Below are 16,692 nucleotides of genomic sequence, written 5' to 3' on the forward strand. Positions count from 1 at the left end.
GCATTGCCATAGTGGAAATTTGCGTTAAAAGACAAATCGCAACAATTGCATGTTTGAATGCGCAAATTAGCGACAATTATTTCAATTTTGTGACAACTTATCATAGTCACGACGACAGTTGATTCAATTTTTGCTGCATGTTTTCCAGTGGTGAATGACGGACATCTGTGCCTCTTGCAAGGTACACAACGTATTCGCAAATATTCTTACAGCGGTCGCCTATCCGCTCCAGAGAACGCAGTGCCCACAAGACCTCGAGCCAATCCTGCATGTCTTCCGTGCTTTTTTGCATTTCTGAAGTGGTGTACTTGAGCAATTTTTTATATTCGGCGTCTATGCGATTGTCCTGATCATACACCTCCAGAGCAGCGTGCTCATCTTGTCGTGCAAGCGCATCAAAGGTGCCTCGCATCATTTGAATCACTCGCTCGCCAATCAATAGCATACTGCTTTTTATTATTTCCGAAGACGGCAGTTTATTCTTGGTAACTAACCGGGCGATGCGCTCAATCTCATCGCCCATACGCTCGATATCTGTAATTGCTTTTGACACCATCATAACTAACCGGAGATCAGATGCAGTAGGATGGCGCTTTGCTATAATCCGTAAACACTCCTCGTCGATTTGCATTTCCATTGCGTTAACTTTTAAATCGTTGAGAATCACTTTTTCGGCCAAGCCTGCATTATTGGACTTAATGGCGTTAAGTGTGTCTACGAGTTGCTGCTCAACTTCTCCGCCCATGGTGAGTACGGAGTTCCGCAGGTTTTCCAGCTCAGTGTTAAACTTGCCTGAAATATGGGTGTTAAGGGCAACTTGGCGCGACATGTTTGACTCTCCTATCCGTACCGACCGGTAATGTAATCTTCTGTTTGCTTGTATTCCGGCATGGTAAACAAGGTATCACTGTCGGTATATTCAATGAGCTTTCCCTGGTGTAAAAAAGCGGTGTAATCGGACACCCTGGCTGCCTGCTGCATATTATGGGTAACGATAATAATAGAACAGCGCTTTTTTAACCCCGCCATGAGCTCTTCAATGAAAAGCGTTGTCAATGGGTCGAGGGCCGAAGTCGGCTCATCTAGCAAAAGAATGTCCGGCTTCAGCGCTAGTGCCCTGGCAATCACCAATCGCTGTTGCTGTCCCCCCGATAGTACGTGGGCCGATTCAAACAAACGATCTTTAACTTCACTCCACAGGGCTGCATCTTTTAACGCCTGTTCCACTGCATCATCGAGAAAGCGCCGCACGCGAATTCCCTGCAGTTTTAAACCGTAACTCACGTTGTCGTAGATACTCATGGGAAAAGGGTTGGGCTTTTGAAAAACCATGCCTACCTGCGCCCGCAACTGGGACAGGTTTTCTTTTCTGCTATTAATATCCCGGCCATTAATAAAGACTTTACCAGAATACCGACAGTCAGGCGCCAATTCGTTCATTCTATTAAAACTGCTGATAAGCGTAGATTTTCCGCAGCCACTCTGGCCGATAAATGCCGTGATGCGATGCTTGGGAATAGATAAACTAATGTTCTGCAGAACTTGCTTTTGCCCAAAACTCAAACTGAGATCTTCAACCCTAATGGCTGTTTCTTCATCACTCAGGTTATGAACGTTCAGGGTTTCGTGTTCAAACAGTTTCAGCATAATGATTCTCAATTGGTCAAATAGCGTTTTCTCAAACGCGCACGCAACAACACAGCCAGTACATTTAGCACCAACACTACCAGCAATAGCAGTAAACACGTGGCAAACATCATTGACGCTCCCTTGGCGTCAGTCTGACTATGGAACGCGCCATCGTAAATCAGCACCCCCAAATGCATGAACTGGCGGTCTAAGTGCAAATAGGGGAACTCACCATCGAACGGCAAATTAGGAGCAAACTTAACCGCACCTACAATCATCAACGGCGCCACTTCCCCCGCAGCTCTGGCAATTGCCAGAATAACGCCCGTCATGATTCCGGGTGAAGCAATGGGCAGCACGGTGTAAATAATGGTCTCGGCTTTAGTTGCTCCCAGTGCATAACTTCCCGCACGCAAGCCGGTAGGTACCTGACGAAGGCCTTCTTCTGTGGCCACAATAACCACAGGTAACGTCAGCATCGCCATGGTCAGCGATGCCCAAAACAGTCCTGGTGTACCTAACGTTGGTGCGGGCAGACTGTCAGAAAAAAACAGCGCATCGATATTACCGCCCATGGTGTATACAAAAAAGCCCAGTCCGAAAACGCCATACACAATTGACGGCACTCCGGCCATGTTGGCCACACTAACACGGATCACCCCTGTTAGCAGGGTATTGGGTGCATACTCACTCAGGTAAACTGCGGCCAGAACGCCAAACGGGGTGACAATAATGGTCATAAGGAAAACCATTAACACTGTGCCAAACAGCGCAGGGAATACCCCACCGGCCGTATTCGCTTGCTTTGGAGACTGGGATAGAAACTGGCCGATTTTAGTGAAAGTAACGGCAATTTTGCCAACAAAGCTCAATTGACCCGGAAAAACAATATCCTGAATACGGGCCAGTGCAATTGGCACCACCGCCCCATCGGCCATTGCCACCTCAATGCTAAAATTGTCACGCTCATTCTCCATCGCAATAATTCTGCTCTGCCACTGGTGAAAAGCGTCATTGAGTTTTTCCCGTGCCGGCGCGTCCCTGGCTACGTTAAGTTGATCGAGTTCGGCGAGTTTTTGATGGATTTCCGACAACCATCGGGTTCGAATATCTGTGATGCTGGCATCAATCTCATCTACTTTTTTTCGCATCACTTCGTAGTGCTGTTCAGAAAAAGCAGCGGAGGCTGACCCGTTGATGCGCACTGGAACCCCCATCACAGACAGCCCGTCGTTAAGGGTTATATTTGCCCCGTTGGCAGATTCAATAACCGATAACGTGTCTTTTTCATCAAGCAGAATTTGTGTGCCAAACGGATTATCCTCATGGGAGTAACGCAGCCATCTAACCTGTTTGCCGTCTTCTTCAAACTCGCTGTATATTTGTGCATAAACCACGGTTGCGCGATTGTCTTGTTGAGAAACAAACGCCACCGAATAGATGGGCTCCGGCCAAAAATACGCCGTACCTCGGTAAATAACCAGTGCGAGAATACTGCCTAACACCAACAAGAGCAACGTGGAGAAAAAAGCCGTTACGCTAATGACAAAAGATTGTCGTTGTGCCGGATTAAGCAACGATTTTATTTTGTCGTTAATCATAGCGTGATCCCCGGCGCAATCGCTGACGCAACAACTCTGCAAAGGTGTTCACCACGAAAGTAAAGCCAAAAAGAATACAAGCCGTAAAAAACAGTACCTGAAAATGTACGCTGTTGACATCGGCTTCCGGCAGTTCAATTGCCAGGTTTGCGGTGAGTGCCCGAAGACCTTCCAGTAAACTCCAGTCAGCAACGGGGGTATTGCCGGTGACCATCAACACGATCATCGTTTCGCCAAACGCTCTGCCAAAGCCCATCATAATTGCTGCCAGTATCCCCGGCATGGCAATTTGAAAAACGATGTGATGCAAGGTCTGTAGTCGCGTGGCGCCCAAAGCAAATGATGCGTGCTTTAAATGTTGCGGCACACCATTAATCGCGTCTTCGGCCAACGAATAAATAGTAGGTGCAATAGCAACACCTAACGCAAGCGCAACCACAATAGTGGTTTTTCCGATGGGACTTTGGGAATGTCCGCTCAGTACGTCAAAACCGTTAATCTCAAGTACAGCGAATAACCAGTCTGGCATCCAGTGCATACTGAAATAGCCGAGCAATAGTGCACTTATCGGAAGGATTATCAATTCTGTCCCACGTCGTAGCTTTAACGGCAACCAGCGACTTACCCGATGTTGAAAATAGGCAACAGCCAGCAAAAGCACCGGTATCACAAACAAAAAGAAAGCAAAAGCAAACAGCACGCGCTCTGCCATGGGAGCAAGCCATATTGCTGCGACAAAGCCAATGAGTACAGAAGGTATGGCTTCGAGTAATTCGATGGCCGGTTTTAACCAGTATCGGATTCTGGTCTGGCAGAAATAAGCCGTGTAGATCGCAGCCCCGATCGACAGGGGAATAGCGATAATCAAAGCGAGCAGCGACGCTTTCAAACTACCCATGAGCAAGGGAACTAAGCTGTACTTGGTTTCCTGAAAGTCAGACCCGCTGCTGGATTGCCAAACCGTAGCCGCCTCCTCGTAACCCTCGTATAAATGTGGGCTAAACAAGGACGACCAGGTAGTAATGCCCGACAACCAGTGAACCTGATAAATAGATACGTCTGTTTCCGAACTGAAATACAAGTTACGACCAAACCAAAAGGCCTGTTCATATTGTTGCTCGACAGACTGGGTATTTACGATTTCCCCGGTCACCCTGTTTATAAGCAACACCTGCTTATTGTTCGTCAGCAGCATCAATGCATTAGTGGTGGCATGAACGGATACGGATGTCGCAGACGTGTTGTCAGGCGCAACAATAGACCAGCTCGGTCTGTATTTCATGCTGCCGTTCTGGTTGTGCAACACCCACCGCGTAAACACGTGGTCAGCCGTTTCAATGATCACCGAACGGTCTTTCGCAACTCTGAACCAGTTTATGACAGGCTCCCTTATTAACTGGTCAGTATGTGTGCCTCCGACAGTATATTGTTCCAACAGGGTTTTGTTATTTACAAGCATCACGCCGCTTCCCGGTAACGCAAGAACCCGATGAGCCGATGCGAAGGTGTGATCGTAAACCAGGGTCGGATTTGCTCGGTTTACCCAGCGAACAAATATAGTATCCGGGGTTTTCACCGTCGCGACTGCCCATGTATCACTCAATCCAACCTCCCACTCCATTCTGTTTTGCCAAGTGCTCATAGGCAACGCAAAGCTTACTGTGGGCGTATGCGCAGGTTGAGTATGCTCGCTGCCGGCCGGGTTTTGCGCTGGCAAACTAATGGCCTGCACTTCCAAAATGCGCAATTGTCCTGCCGCAGAGACATCAACAACGTACTGTTGTTCCTGCTCTGTTATCACCTGGGTACTGTGCTCGCAAGGACGGATGTAATCGTGAAAAGGCTGCAGAGTTAGCTGTTCAGTTAAGACAAACATGGATATGCGACAATCACCCTCCTGAACAATAAGGGGCTGATTTTCGAGCAAATCACCACTGGTGAGGATTTGACTTTGGGACAGCCCAGGTAGCCCTTGTATGGAAATACTGGCAGTTTCTGACATTGATGGACGCATAGCCAGAGGCAAAGCCTGGGAAACAAGATGAGTGACCAACAAAATCAGGGTAAACAGCACCAGAGCACCAAAGAATGTGACGGTGAATCTCAGCTGCTTATCTTTGCGCTGCCTTTTGTCATTGAGTTTGTCCGCAGGTGACTTCATTATTATAAAAGCAACTTTTGCCTGATTTTTCAGATCTCAGATAGGGTTGAACGCCAATCATGTGTTATTTTAATACTGGTAATCAAGTGAAACTTAACGTGTTTTACCAAGCATCTCTCGCACCAATGCAAGGTGCTAACCGTGACAATAACAGGAGTGCCTATGCAATCTTTGATTATCACCATCATGGGTAAGGATAAACCGGGTTTGGTTGACGCCTTAGCCAAGTGTGTTTACCGCCACGATGCAAACTGGCTCGGTAGCAGTTTTGCCCATATGGCCGGCCACTTTACCGGCTTCGTTGAAGTTCATGTTCCTTCGGAAAAGCACGACGAGCTGGTCGCGGCGTTAAACAGTTTGCCAGACCTGACTGTACAGTCGGTTTCCATCGCAGAAAAAACAGCCCCCCTCCACGACACCCTCGCTGTTGAAGTGATGGGCAACGATAAGCCTGGCATCGTACAGGAACTTACGCATATTCTAAACCAGTTTAATCTCAACATTGTGTCTTTCGATTCACGGTGTGAAAGTGCGCCAAACTGGGGCAGCCTGATGTTTAAGGCCAAAGCGGTTATCGCCGTCTCCGAAAATTTCGATGACAGCGCGCTGCAAACAGCGTTGGAAGGCATCGCTAACGATCTGGTTGTCGACATTAATACCAACCAGGAAGACTAAACGCGTTTTGTCACACTGATGTCACGGGGACGTGGCAGACTCACTCACTTTTGGAAAACGACTGTTACAGTATGGAACACAACGAACTGTATTATCCCAAAGAACTCAGCTGGCTTTCATTCAATGAACGGGTGCTACAAGAAGCCGCTGACAAAAACAATCCAGCGGTGGAACGCATCCGTTTTTTGGGCATTTACTCAAACAATCTGGATGAGTTCTATCGCGTACGGGCGGCAGACGTAAAACGACAGATCACCATTGCCCAGGACAATGGCAGCGAAGAAGAAGCCGAACATCTTATCTCGCTGATGGAGCAAATCCAGAAAAAAGTCGTACAACTGTCTAATAAGTTCGACGAGATCCACAAAGATGTACTCAAGGCACTGGCCCGTTATAACATCTTTATTCTGCGAAAGAACGATCTTGACGATTATCAACGCACGTGGGTACGAAATTTATTCGTCAACAAAATCCTTCGCCATATTGCTCCCATTCTCATCGACAAGAAAACGGATTTACTCAGCCGTCTGAATGGTACTGCCGTTTATCTCTACGTGGCATTGCGAAGAGAGGGCAGAAATACCCGTTACGCCGCGGTGCAAGTTCCAACCTCTGAAACGTCCCGGTTTATTGTTATCCCGCCGGAAAAAAGTAGAAAGAAAAAACACATTGTATTACTCGATGACGTAATTCAGTTATGTCTGGGAGATATTTTCAGGGGGTTTGTTAAATACGACTCGTTGGAAGCCTATTCGTTTAAAATGACCCGCGACTCCGAATACTCGATCAATGATGAAATTGACGAGAGTTATATGGATAAAATGTCTGAAAGCATGAAGCAGCGTCTCATTGCCGAACCGGTTCGGGTTATCCACGACCACGCCATGCCAGACGATATGGTACAAGATCTGCGCAAGCGTCTGAAAGTATCTAAACTCGATACAATCCATGCAGCGGGACACTATCGCAACTTCAAGGATTTCATTGGCTTCCCCAATGTAGGCAGGGAATATTTGGAAAATCCTCGTTTGCCAGCCATAGACAGCAAAATGTTTTCCCGTTACAACACCGTGTTTGAAGCCATCACCGCCCATGACATCCTGCTTTACTATCCGTATCACCGTTTTCTTCATTTCACAGAATTCGTTCGCCAGGCGGCATTCGACCCCAGTGTAAAAACTATTCGAATCAACATTTACCGCGTGGCCAGTCACTCCCGTATTATCAACTCGCTGATCGACGCAGTAGACAATGGCAAAAAAGTAACGGTAGTAGTAGAACTGAGAGCTCGCTTCGACGAAGAGGCTAACATTGAATGGTCACGACGTATGACCGATGCTGGGATTAGAGTTGTTCTTGGTGTGCCGACGCTGAAAATTCACAGTAAGTTATGCATAGTTACCCGGGAAGAACGAGGTTCACTGGTGCACTACGCCCACTTTGGCACCGGAAATTTCAACGAAAAAACCGCTAAAATTTATACAGACTTTAGCCTGTTCACCCGCAACCAGGAACTCGCAGAAGAAGGCGTTGGGGTATTCGACCTGATTCAGTATCCCTACAGGCGCTACAAGTTCCAGCATTTGCAAATTTCGCCGCTAAACAGCAGAACAAAGATACAGTCTCTTATACGCCAGGAAATTCAATTCCTCAAGGAGGGACATAAAGCGCAAATCACATTCAAAATTAACAACTTGGTTGACAAAGAACTCATTGACGATTTGTATCGAGCCAGCCAGGCCGGAGTGAAAATTCGCGGTATTGTCAGGGGGATGTGCTCACTGGTACCGGGCCTGCCTGGGATTAGCGACAATATCTCCATCATTTCCATTGTTGACCGCTTCCTTGAACACCCCAGAGTTATGGTTTTCGAAGGCGGTGGGCAGCGCAAGGTGTACATTTCATCTGCAGACTGGATGACCCGCAACATGGATAACCGCATCGAAGTGGGCTGTCCGGTTTATGACAAGCGTCTACAACAACAAATTGTGGATGTGCTAGAATTGCAGTTTCGCGACACCCTAAAGGCACGCGTGATTGACAAGGAACAAACCAATCGTTACGTTCGACGGGGTAATAGAAAGAAACTGCGCTCACAAATTGAAATATACGACTATTTGAAACGCATCGACGATGAGTAACCCTATTTAATGAGCCCTACCGAAACTGTCTTTGAAGCTGTTGAAAGCCGTGAAACTACCAAAGTTGCGGCTCTGGACATTGGTTCCAACAGCTTTCATCTTGTGGTCGCCCGTATTAATGCCGGCTCGGTGCAAATTCTTCACCGATTAAAGCAAAAAGTCAGACTGGCCGCTGGTCTAAATGAAGATAATATGCTGTCTGATGAGGCCATTGAGCGGGGGTTGAAGATGCTCGCCCTGGTAGCCGAAAGTCTGCGGGGGTTTGAGCCGGATTCAGTCAGAATTGTTGCCACGCACACACTGCGCAAGGCAGTTAATGCCAAGGCTTTCATCAACGCTGCGAAAGAAATACTGCCCTACCCGATAGAAATTATTTCCGGTGTGGAAGAGGCCCGTTTGATTTATCAGGGCGTGGCCCATACTAATCACAGTGACGGCCGTCGGCTGGTTACAGACATTGGGGGTGGTTCTACGGAATTTGTTATCGGTGAAGGCTTTGCTCCACTGGTGTGTCGCTCCCTTCAGATGGGCTGCGTGAGCTATACTAAACGTTTTTTTTCCTCCGGTGAACTCAAGGCTAAGTCGTTCAACCGCGCAATCACCGCTGCCAAACAAGAATTAGAGTTAATTGAGAACCGCTACAAGCGTTTGGGCTGGGTACAATGCATTGGCACGTCTGGCACTATAAAGACACTTTACAACCTCGCCCAAAGAGACAAGCCCTCCGGACATGAGCAGCCAGTAACACTCAAAAGCCTGAAGCAGTTGGCGAAATCATTTATTGAAGCCGGTCATGTTGACCAACTCACCATGGCTGAAATCAGCGAGGACAGACGCGGAGTGATTGCCGGTGGGCTGGCCATTTTAATTGGCACTTTTGAAGCACTCGGTATCGATGAGCTGGTGTATTCTTCTGCCGCCCTCCGCGAAGGCGTTCTCTATCAAATGGAAGACGAACTGAAGCACTCCGATATCAGAGAGCGAACTGCAAAAAGCCTGGCCACCCGTTACGACGTCGATACAGTTCAGGCAGGCATGGTGTTAAATACGAGTTTACATTTGTTTGACCAGGTATCAGGTGACTGGAAATTCAAAAATAAAGACTATCGCGCCATGCTGGCGTGGGCGGCGTTACTTCACGAAGTTGGTTTGCAAATCAACTCCAGAGGTGTACAGCGACATTCCGCCTATATCCTTGCAAACGTTGACATGCCAGGCTTTACCCAAGAGCAACAGGAATTGTTGTCTTGTTTGGTGCGCTTTCACCGTAAAAAGATTAAAGTTCAGGAACTGCCAGAGTTTCAACTGTTTGATCTTGGACTGGTAAAGCGCCTTATTGCTCTACTTCGTCTCGGTGCTTTACTCAACATCAAGCGCCAGGAAGGGTTTGTGCCTGAATTATCGGTTCAGGCATCCAAGCAAAAGCTCGTGTTGCAATTGCCTGAAGGGTGGCTGGAAAACCGGCCTATCATGTCTGCGGATTTACAACAAGAAGTTCTGTATTGGAAAGCACTGGATTTGGAACTGCACCTCACTTAAAGCAGAGCTTACCGTTGCGCCCGTTTCACCTGATTTCGCCCTGACGCCTTGGCTCGGTAAAGCGCTTCATCGGCTTGCCGCATTCCTTCAAGGAGGGTGTCATCTCCTATGACGGTGGTCACACCAAAGGAAGACGTAAGGCTGATCTTTGCCCCCGCCAAAACAATAACTGTCGTAGCCACAGATTCACGCAATCGCTCAGCCATGGCACTGGCTTGCGCTAAGTCACTATCAGGTAGAAGTATAAGAAACTCCTCCCCTCCCATTCTCACAAGGCTGTCTCCCTGGCGAAGGGAAGCTGATAACACGGAAGCGAAACACTTTAAGGCAATATCGCCGTCTGCATGACCAAACCGATCGTTGATATCTTTAAAATGGTCGATATCACAGACCACCATTGAAAATGGCCGTTTGTCTCTTCGACAGTGAGCAAGCATTCGCGGGGTTTCCTTATAGAAAAAATGTCTGTTGTTAACCCCCGTTAACGCGTCGATGTAAATTTGTGATCTGAGCTTCACGAACAACGACTGCATGAGACTGGTGGGAAAGCCAAGCATAAACAGTACAGTAAAAACGAAAACGCCCAGAAACGCGACATTGATGCTCACCGATTCACCCGTGTCCAGTGTAAAAAGATAGGCAGGCACGCCGAACACCACACCCGCGGTGGCTAATCCGACGATCAACAACGTCAACTCATCACCTCCAGATTGTTGAGGAATGACGTCAAAAATCACTTTCAGGGTAGACACCAACGGCACAAGAACAGACAGCATCAGAAAAACCCGACGATACAACACCACGTTGTCGCCAAGAAAGAAATAAAGTGAAAAGAGTTCGCAGATCACTAAATGGCCAAGAATCAACAAGCCTTGTGTACGCCTCAAGACCTTGCCATATCGCCTGTATACAGTTAGGGCAAACATATACATCGCCGACAGCATACAAATATTCAAGGTGGCAACGCTTAGCAAAGGATAGCCCAGTGGATGCAAACAGATAGCCGCAAAACCACACCAAATAAGAAAGAGGAAATACCGGGCAAACCGAGGAGACTGAGATTTGTATTTATCAGTGGGCGTTGGTAGCGCAAAGGAAAATCCAATACCAATACTCACCAATACACCGTGAACAAGAATAAGAAAAAGTATGTGGTCAGAAGTGCTCAAAAACCATTTCCTCACGTAATGCCGCCCGAGGTTATGGTTTCAAAACAATGTCACACCAACCATCGATACTTGTGGGTTAAACATAGTCCTATTCCGGACAAATGCAAACTTGGGAAGTATTAAACGCATCTCCCCTCTTGTTTAAGCTATAAAAACAACAGGGCTGAGAAACCTGAGTACAGTGCAGAACAAAGGGCCAGCGGGAGTTGCGCCAGCCCTAAGGCATTGACTATGTTGCGGACGCTTGGTAAATGGAAGCGATGGCACTATCGAGGGTGCTGTCGAATACTTCCTGTGATTGCTGAGCAGAAACGCCTTCGGTTAGTGCGCGGGAAAAAGAGGCAATAACACCGGTGTTTTCTGCCAGTTTAGCATTGGCATCATCGCGGCTATATCCTCCAGACAGAGCCACTACTTTGATCACTTTGGGGTGGTCAACAAGAGCTTTGTAAAAGTTCCCTTCGCTGGGTAAGGTGAGCTTCAACATAACTTTCTGACCTTCGCCCAATAAGTTAAGTTGCGACAGTATTTCCTGCTTGAGGAGAGCTTCCGCTTGTGCTTTTTGCGGGCTGTTAATGTCAACTTCCGGCTCAATAATTGGCACCAAACCGGCGGCGAGTATTTGTTTGCCAACTTCAAACTGCTGCTCAACCACGGCCTTAATGCCCTGCTGATTGGCCAGTTTTACCACTGAACGCATTTTTGTGCCAAATACGTCTTGGGCAACTGCCTTCGCCAGCAGCGCATCTAAACCAGGAATTGGCTTCATCATCTGAACCCCATCCTGCTCTTCAGCTAAGCCTTTGTCGACTTTCAGGAATGGCACAACCTGCTTTTTATCCCACAAATACCTTGCCGACGGCATACCATCGATTTCGCGATCCAAGGTATTTTCAAACAAAATAGCGCCTAAGACGCGGTCACCGTTGAACACTTCACTGGTGACAATACGCGTTCGCATGGCGTGAACTAAATCAAACATTTCTTCATCTGAGTTGTACTCAGTCTCATCCACACCATAGAGTTTCAGTGCTTTAGGTGTACTGCCACCACTTTGATCCAAAGCAGCAATAAAGCCTTTTTGGGTTTTGATTTTTTCAAGCATAGCTTGCTGAGCTTGTGATGCCATGAGCAACACTCCTTTTTGGGACGCCACCTGTCGGCAGCCGTAGGGTTTATAATTATGCCGGCGAACGTCACTGTTCGCCGAACAAGTTGAGTAACGAATTCGTTACACGAGCGCTGTTTTACTTATTGTTTTTTTCTTCTAAAACAGCGACCGCTGGCAGGGTTTTGCCTTCCAAAAATTCAAGGAAAGCACCTCCACCTGTTGAAATATAAGATATCTTATCTGCGATGCCATATTTATCTACTGCAGCCAGAGTATCACCTCCACCAGCAATAGAGAATGCATCACTGTCGGCAATGGCCTGTGCCAGTGATTTCGTACCAGCAGCAAACTGATCGAATTCAAATACACCCACCGGGCCATTCCATACAATAGTGCCTGCATTTTTAAGGATGGTTTCAAGGGCAGCTGACGAATCGGGGCCGATATCGAAAACCATGTCCTCATCAGTAATTTTGTCCACGGGCTTTAGCGTAGCCGGGGTGGTTTCAGAAAAGGCCGTGCCTACCACAACGTCTGTCGGTACGGGAATATCACCGCCGTTTGCCTGGGCCTGTGCAATAAGCTCTTTGGCTTCGCCCACCAAGTCCATTTCCACCAGTGATTTACCCACTCCATGACCTTGAGCTGCAATAAAGGTATTGGCAATACCACCACCAACGATGAGTTGATCAACTTTTTCTGCCAGCGATTTCAATACCGTTAACTTTGTTGATACTTTTGAGCCACCCACAATAGCCACCATTGGACGCCTGGGGTTATCCAGCGCTTTACCGAGGGCATCGAGTTCCGCAGCCAACAGAGGACCTGCACAGGCGTTTGGCGCGTATTTCGCTACTCCGTGGGTAGACGCCTGGGCTCTATGTGCTGTGCCAAAGGCATCCATAACAAAAATGTCGCACAGTGCTGCATACTTTTTCGACAAGCTTTCATCATCGCTTTTCTCACCCACATTAAAGCGAACATTTTCCAAAATCAGAAGTTCACCGGCTTTGGCATCTACCCCGCCGAGGTAGTCTTTCACCAGGGTCACGGGCACATCCAGTACCGCATTCAGATAATCAACTACCGGTTGTAATGAGTATGCATCATCGTACTCGCCTTCAGTAGGACGTCCTAAGTGTGACATAACCATCACTGCAGCCCCGGCATCCAGCGCTGCTTTAATAGTGGGTATAGATGCTCTGATACGGGCATCAGAAGTCACCTTTCCCTCTTTTACGGGTACGTTCAGATCCTGACGAATTAACACACGCTTACCGTCGAGTGCGAAATCCTTCATACTAGGAATAGCCATGTTGTTCCCTCTTTTATTTCAAAGTTTAGTTAACACCCCGCCTGGACCATCGCCAGCGTGGTATCGATCATTCGGTTTGCGAAGCCCCATTCGTTGTCACACCACACCAGCGTTTTTACCAACTGACCGTGACTTACTCGGGTTTGTGTACCGTCGATAATACAGGAATGGGGATCATGGTTAAAATCCACCGACACCAGCGGCGCTTCTGAATATCCCAAAATCCCGGATAAGCGCCCTTCCCTTGCCTTTTTAAGTGCATCGTTGACATCTGCAATATTGACGTTTGTGTCAAGGGTTACGCTCAAATCCATTGCCGTAACGTTGATGGTTGGCACACGTACTGCTATGGCCTCAAACTTGCCGGCAAATTTTGGTAATATGCGTTCAATTCCCGCAGCCAACCGGGTATCTACAGGAATGATAGACTGACTTGCAGCTCTTGCTCGCCGAAGGTCTTTATTGTAGGCGTCAATGACCTGCTGATCATGCATAGAGGCATGAATAGTGGTAATTGTTCCACTCAGCACACCAAACGCATTATCCAGTGCCTGTATGACAGGAACAATACAATTGGTAGTACAGGAACCGTTCGAAACCAACTTGTGGGACGATTGCAGCGATTCTTCGTTGGTACCAAAAATAATGGTGTTGTCTAAGTCGGTACTGCCGGGCTGAGAAAACAGTACTTTTCCCGCGCCAGCAGCGAGGTGTGCCATACCGGCTTCCCGGTCGGAAAAGACTCCGGTACACTCCAAGACAATGTCAACGCCGAGATCGGCCCAGGGAAGTGAGTGGATATCGGGTTCTGCAAGCAAGCGTATACTGTCGCTCGCCACCATTAATTGCTCGCCCTGAAGGGCTACATCAAAACCAAAACGGCCGTGTGAGGTATCGTATTTCAGTAAATGGGCAATGCCTTCTGGTTCCGCTAAATCGTTTATCGCAACCACTTTAATCAATTGATTGCGCCCTGTTTCATACAGGGCGCGCAGTACGTTACGACCGATGCGGCCAAAACCATTTATGGCAACTCGGACCATAAAAACCGCCTTTGTTGACGAATTATTTCAAAGACAGCGCTGCTTCTACTACTGCATCAGTGGTGATACCGAAGTGTTTGAATAAGTCTGCAGCCGGACCGGATTCACCAAACGTGTCCATACCGACAATCGCGCCGCCGAAGCCTACGTATTTATACCAAGAATCTTTGGCTAAAGCTTCTACTGCAACGCGTTTTGTTACCGCTGCAGGTAGAACCGACTCTTGATATTGTGCAGATTGACGGTCAAACGCATCCGTACAAGGCATAGACACAACCCTTGCCTTTACTCCCTTCTCTGCAAGTTGCTCACTGGCAGCTACAGCCAACTGAACTTCAGAACCAGTAGCGATCAGCAACACATCTGGTGTGCCGTCGGTGTCTCTGAGAATATAGCCGCCTTTTGCCACGTCGCTAACCTGCTGAGCAGTACGGGGCTGCTGCGGTAAACCCTGACGGGTAAATATAAGTGTGGTAGGACCATCTTTACGCAAAATTGCCTCTTTCCAGGCCACTGCAGACTCCACCTGGTCACAAGGTCGCCAGTTGTCAAGGTTTGGCGTAGCGCGTAAAGCCACTAACTGTTCTACCGGTTGGTGTGTCGGACCATCTTCACCTAAACCAATGGAGTCGTGGGTATAAACAAATATCGCAGGTGCTTTCATCAGTGCAGCCATGCGCACAGCATTGCGAGCATATTCCATGAACATCAGGAAGGTTGCACCGTAGGCTTTAAAGCCACCGTGCAATACAATGCCGTTCATCATTGCCGACATACCAAATTCGCGTACGCCGTAATAAATGTAATTGCCGGAAGCATCATTGGCATCAACGCCTTTAGAACCAGACCAAATAGTCAGGTTTGAACCTGCCAAATCCGCAGAGCCACCGAGTAATTCAGGTAGTAACGGGCCATAAGCATTCAACGCGTTTTGCGACGCCTTACGGGTAGCCGGTGCCTCGGGATTGGCCTGTAATTCGGCGATATAGGCATCGGCTTTTTCTGCAAAGTCAGCCGGTACATCATTGTTCATCCGACGAATGAACTCCGCAGCCAGTTCTGGGTAAGCTTTTTCATACGCCGCAAATGCCTCGCTCCAGGCGGCTTCGGCACTTTGTCCTTTCGCTTTGGCATCCCATTCAGCATAGACATCCTGAGGAATCTCAAATGGGCCATAAGTCCAGCCCAGCGCTTCACGGGTGGCAGCGATTTCGTCGTCACCCAAGGGCGCACCATGACATGATTCCGTACCCTGTTTATTAGGCGATCCAAATCCAATAATGGTTTTACAGCAAATTAGTGTTGGTTGGGTTGAATTGGCTTTTGCCGCTTCCACAGCTTCGCTGATTTGCGCGGGATCGTGGCCGTCGACATCGGCAATAACATGCCAACCGTAGGACTCAAAACGCTTCACCGTATCATCGGTGAACCAGCCTTCCACTTCACCATCGATAGAAATGCCGTTGTCGTCATAAAATGCCACTAACTTGCCGAGGCCCAATGTACCAGCCAACGAACACGCTTCGTGGGAGATACCTTCCATCAAACATCCATCGCCTAGGAAAGCATAGGTGTAGTGGTTGACAATCTCATGACCTTCTTTATTAAATTGTGCTGCCAGTACTTTTTCAGCCAGCGCCATGCCCACTGCGTTACTGATCCCCTGACCAAGAGGACCGGTTGTGGTTTCAACGCCCGGCGCATAACCGTATTCGGGGTGGCCGGGCGTTTTTGAGTGCAACTGACGAAATTGCTTCAACTCGTCCAGGGGAAGATCGTAACCGCTTAGGTGAAGCAATGAATACAACAACATGGAACCATGACCATTTGACAAAACAAAGCGGTCGCGGTTTGCCCAGTTGGGATTAGCCGGGTTGTGAGACAGATGATCACACCATAGCACTTGTGCAATATCGGCCATTCCCATTGGGGCTCCAGGGTGTCCAGACTTAGCTTTTTGAACGGCATCCATACTCAGGGCGCGGATGGCGTTGGCGAGTTCACGACGGGTAGGCATGCTAACTCCTTTGATAAATTATTTTAAACTTCTCGGTGACAACCCGGATAATGCTCCGGAAACGGATAGGATTTCCTGCTGCCTGCTTTTAAACTGGGTTTTTTCAAACTGCCGACTATTCTTACCTAAGCGCATAGGTAAGTTCAACGTGTTTTATTCCCTTCATCAGAATTCATAAAGGGGGTAAACGAATTCGTTACTCCTTCCGCGACGTCGGACTATAGTGTCAACAAAAGCTAACAAATAGACTTTTAGACGTCCAGATGTAAAGATGCTTTTTTTGCACAGACG

The 16,692-nt window shown here is 47.9% G+C and carries 12 protein-coding genes; 3 read left to right on the top strand and 9 right to left on the bottom strand.

Annotation, left to right across the window (positions count from 1 at the left end; genetic code table 11):
- Window positions 1–106: 106 nt before the first annotated feature.
- From phoU to KO518_RS03560, 4 genes are read right to left on the bottom strand one after another with little or no spacing between them, the layout of a single operon-like run.
- Window positions 107–829 carry a phosphate signaling complex protein PhoU gene (gene phoU, locus KO518_RS03545; RefSeq protein ID WP_216024460.1) on the bottom strand — a complete coding sequence of 241 codons (723 nt, stop codon included), beginning with the start codon at window positions 827–829 and terminating at the stop codon, window positions 107–109.
- Window positions 830–840: 11 nt separating this feature from the next.
- Window positions 841–1,647, bottom strand: coding sequence for a phosphate ABC transporter ATP-binding protein PstB (gene pstB / locus KO518_RS03550; RefSeq protein WP_216024461.1), 807 nt, complete (start codon window positions 1,645–1,647; stop codon window positions 841–843).
- An 8-nt stretch (window positions 1,648–1,655) separates the two neighbouring features.
- Entirely contained in the window at window positions 1,656–3,230 is a 1,575-nt protein-coding gene (pstA, locus tag KO518_RS03555) for a phosphate ABC transporter permease PstA (RefSeq protein ID WP_216024462.1), read from the bottom strand.
- Window positions 3,223–5,391: an ABC transporter permease subunit gene (locus KO518_RS03560; RefSeq protein WP_216024463.1), complete on the bottom strand. Its 2,169-nt coding sequence runs from the start codon at window positions 5,389–5,391 to the stop codon at window positions 3,223–3,225. The genes pstA and KO518_RS03560 overlap by 8 nt, the downstream gene beginning before the upstream one ends.
- A 162-nt stretch (window positions 5,392–5,553) precedes the next feature.
- Here KO518_RS03560 and KO518_RS03565 point away from each other — a divergent pair, with 162 nt between their 5' ends.
- The 3 genes from KO518_RS03565 (at window position 5,554) to ppx (ending at window position 9,746) form a co-directional block, all read left to right on the top strand.
- Window positions 5,554–6,066, top strand: coding sequence for a glycine cleavage system protein R (locus KO518_RS03565; RefSeq protein WP_216024464.1), 513 nt, complete (start codon window positions 5,554–5,556; stop codon window positions 6,064–6,066).
- Window positions 6,067–6,137: 71 nt separating this feature from the next.
- Complete coding sequence (ppk1, locus tag KO518_RS03570) at window positions 6,138–8,207, top strand: polyphosphate kinase 1 (protein ID WP_216024465.1); 2,070 nt, start codon at window positions 6,138–6,140, stop codon at window positions 8,205–8,207.
- Window positions 8,208–8,216: 9 nt separating this feature from the next.
- Window positions 8,217–9,746: an exopolyphosphatase gene (gene ppx / locus KO518_RS03575; protein WP_216024466.1), complete on the top strand. Its 1,530-nt coding sequence runs from the start codon at window positions 8,217–8,219 to the stop codon at window positions 9,744–9,746.
- Between the two features lie 8 nt (window positions 9,747–9,754).
- Here ppx and KO518_RS03580 read toward each other — a convergent pair whose 3' ends face one another.
- The 5 genes from KO518_RS03580 to tkt form a co-directional block, all read right to left on the bottom strand.
- Entirely contained in the window at window positions 9,755–10,915 is a 1,161-nt protein-coding gene (locus KO518_RS03580) for a GGDEF domain-containing protein (protein ID WP_216024467.1), read from the bottom strand.
- A gap of 229 nt (window positions 10,916–11,144) precedes the next feature.
- Window positions 11,145–12,044, bottom strand: a complete 900-nt coding sequence (locus KO518_RS03585) for a fructose bisphosphate aldolase (RefSeq protein ID WP_216024468.1) — start codon at window positions 12,042–12,044, stop codon at window positions 11,145–11,147.
- Window positions 12,045–12,162: 118 nt separating this feature from the next.
- Complete coding sequence (locus KO518_RS03590) at window positions 12,163–13,341, bottom strand: phosphoglycerate kinase (RefSeq protein ID WP_216024469.1); 1,179 nt, start codon at window positions 13,339–13,341, stop codon at window positions 12,163–12,165.
- Window positions 13,342–13,370: 29 nt separating this feature from the next.
- The gene (epd, locus tag KO518_RS03595; RefSeq protein WP_216024470.1) at window positions 13,371–14,384 is read right to left on the bottom strand and encodes an erythrose-4-phosphate dehydrogenase; all 1,014 of its coding nucleotides are present in this window, start codon (window positions 14,382–14,384) and stop codon (window positions 13,371–13,373) included.
- 22 nt (window positions 14,385–14,406) lie between these two features.
- Window positions 14,407–16,401, bottom strand: coding sequence for a transketolase (gene tkt, locus KO518_RS03600; protein WP_216024471.1), 1,995 nt, complete (start codon window positions 16,399–16,401; stop codon window positions 14,407–14,409).
- Between the last annotated feature and the right edge of the window lie 291 nt (window positions 16,402–16,692).

The organism is Aestuariibacter sp. A3R04 (assembly GCF_018860805.1).
Classification (GTDB): Bacteria; Pseudomonadota; Gammaproteobacteria; order Enterobacterales; family Alteromonadaceae; genus Alteromonas.

What these genes read in the sequence shown, in the direction of transcription:
- phoU (WP_216024460.1), bottom strand. Translation starts at nt 829, where the DNA reads ATGTCGCGCCAAGTTGCCCTTAACACCCATATTTCAGGCAAGTTTAAC.
- pstB (WP_216024461.1), bottom strand. Translation starts at nt 1,647, where the DNA reads ATGCTGAAACTGTTTGAACACGAAACCCTGAACGTTCATAACCTGAGT.
- pstA (WP_216024462.1), bottom strand. Translation starts at nt 3,230, where the DNA reads ATGATTAACGACAAAATAAAATCGTTGCTTAATCCGGCACAACGACAA.
- KO518_RS03560 (WP_216024463.1), bottom strand. Translation starts at nt 5,391, where the DNA reads ATGAAGTCACCTGCGGACAAACTCAATGACAAAAGGCAGCGCAAAGAT.
- KO518_RS03565 (WP_216024464.1), top strand. Translation starts at nt 5,554, where the DNA reads ATGCAATCTTTGATTATCACCATCATGGGTAAGGATAAACCGGGTTTG.
- ppk1 (WP_216024465.1), top strand. Translation starts at nt 6,138, where the DNA reads ATGGAACACAACGAACTGTATTATCCCAAAGAACTCAGCTGGCTTTCA.
- ppx (WP_216024466.1), top strand. Translation starts at nt 8,217, where the DNA reads ATGAGCCCTACCGAAACTGTCTTTGAAGCTGTTGAAAGCCGTGAAACT.
- KO518_RS03585 (WP_216024468.1), bottom strand. Translation starts at nt 12,044, where the DNA reads ATGGCATCACAAGCTCAGCAAGCTATGCTTGAAAAAATCAAAACCCAA.
- KO518_RS03590 (WP_216024469.1), bottom strand. Translation starts at nt 13,341, where the DNA reads ATGGCTATTCCTAGTATGAAGGATTTCGCACTCGACGGTAAGCGTGTG.
- epd (WP_216024470.1), bottom strand. Translation starts at nt 14,384, where the DNA reads ATGGTCCGAGTTGCCATAAATGGTTTTGGCCGCATCGGTCGTAACGTA.
- tkt (WP_216024471.1), bottom strand. Translation starts at nt 16,401, where the DNA reads ATGCCTACCCGTCGTGAACTCGCCAACGCCATCCGCGCCCTGAGTATG.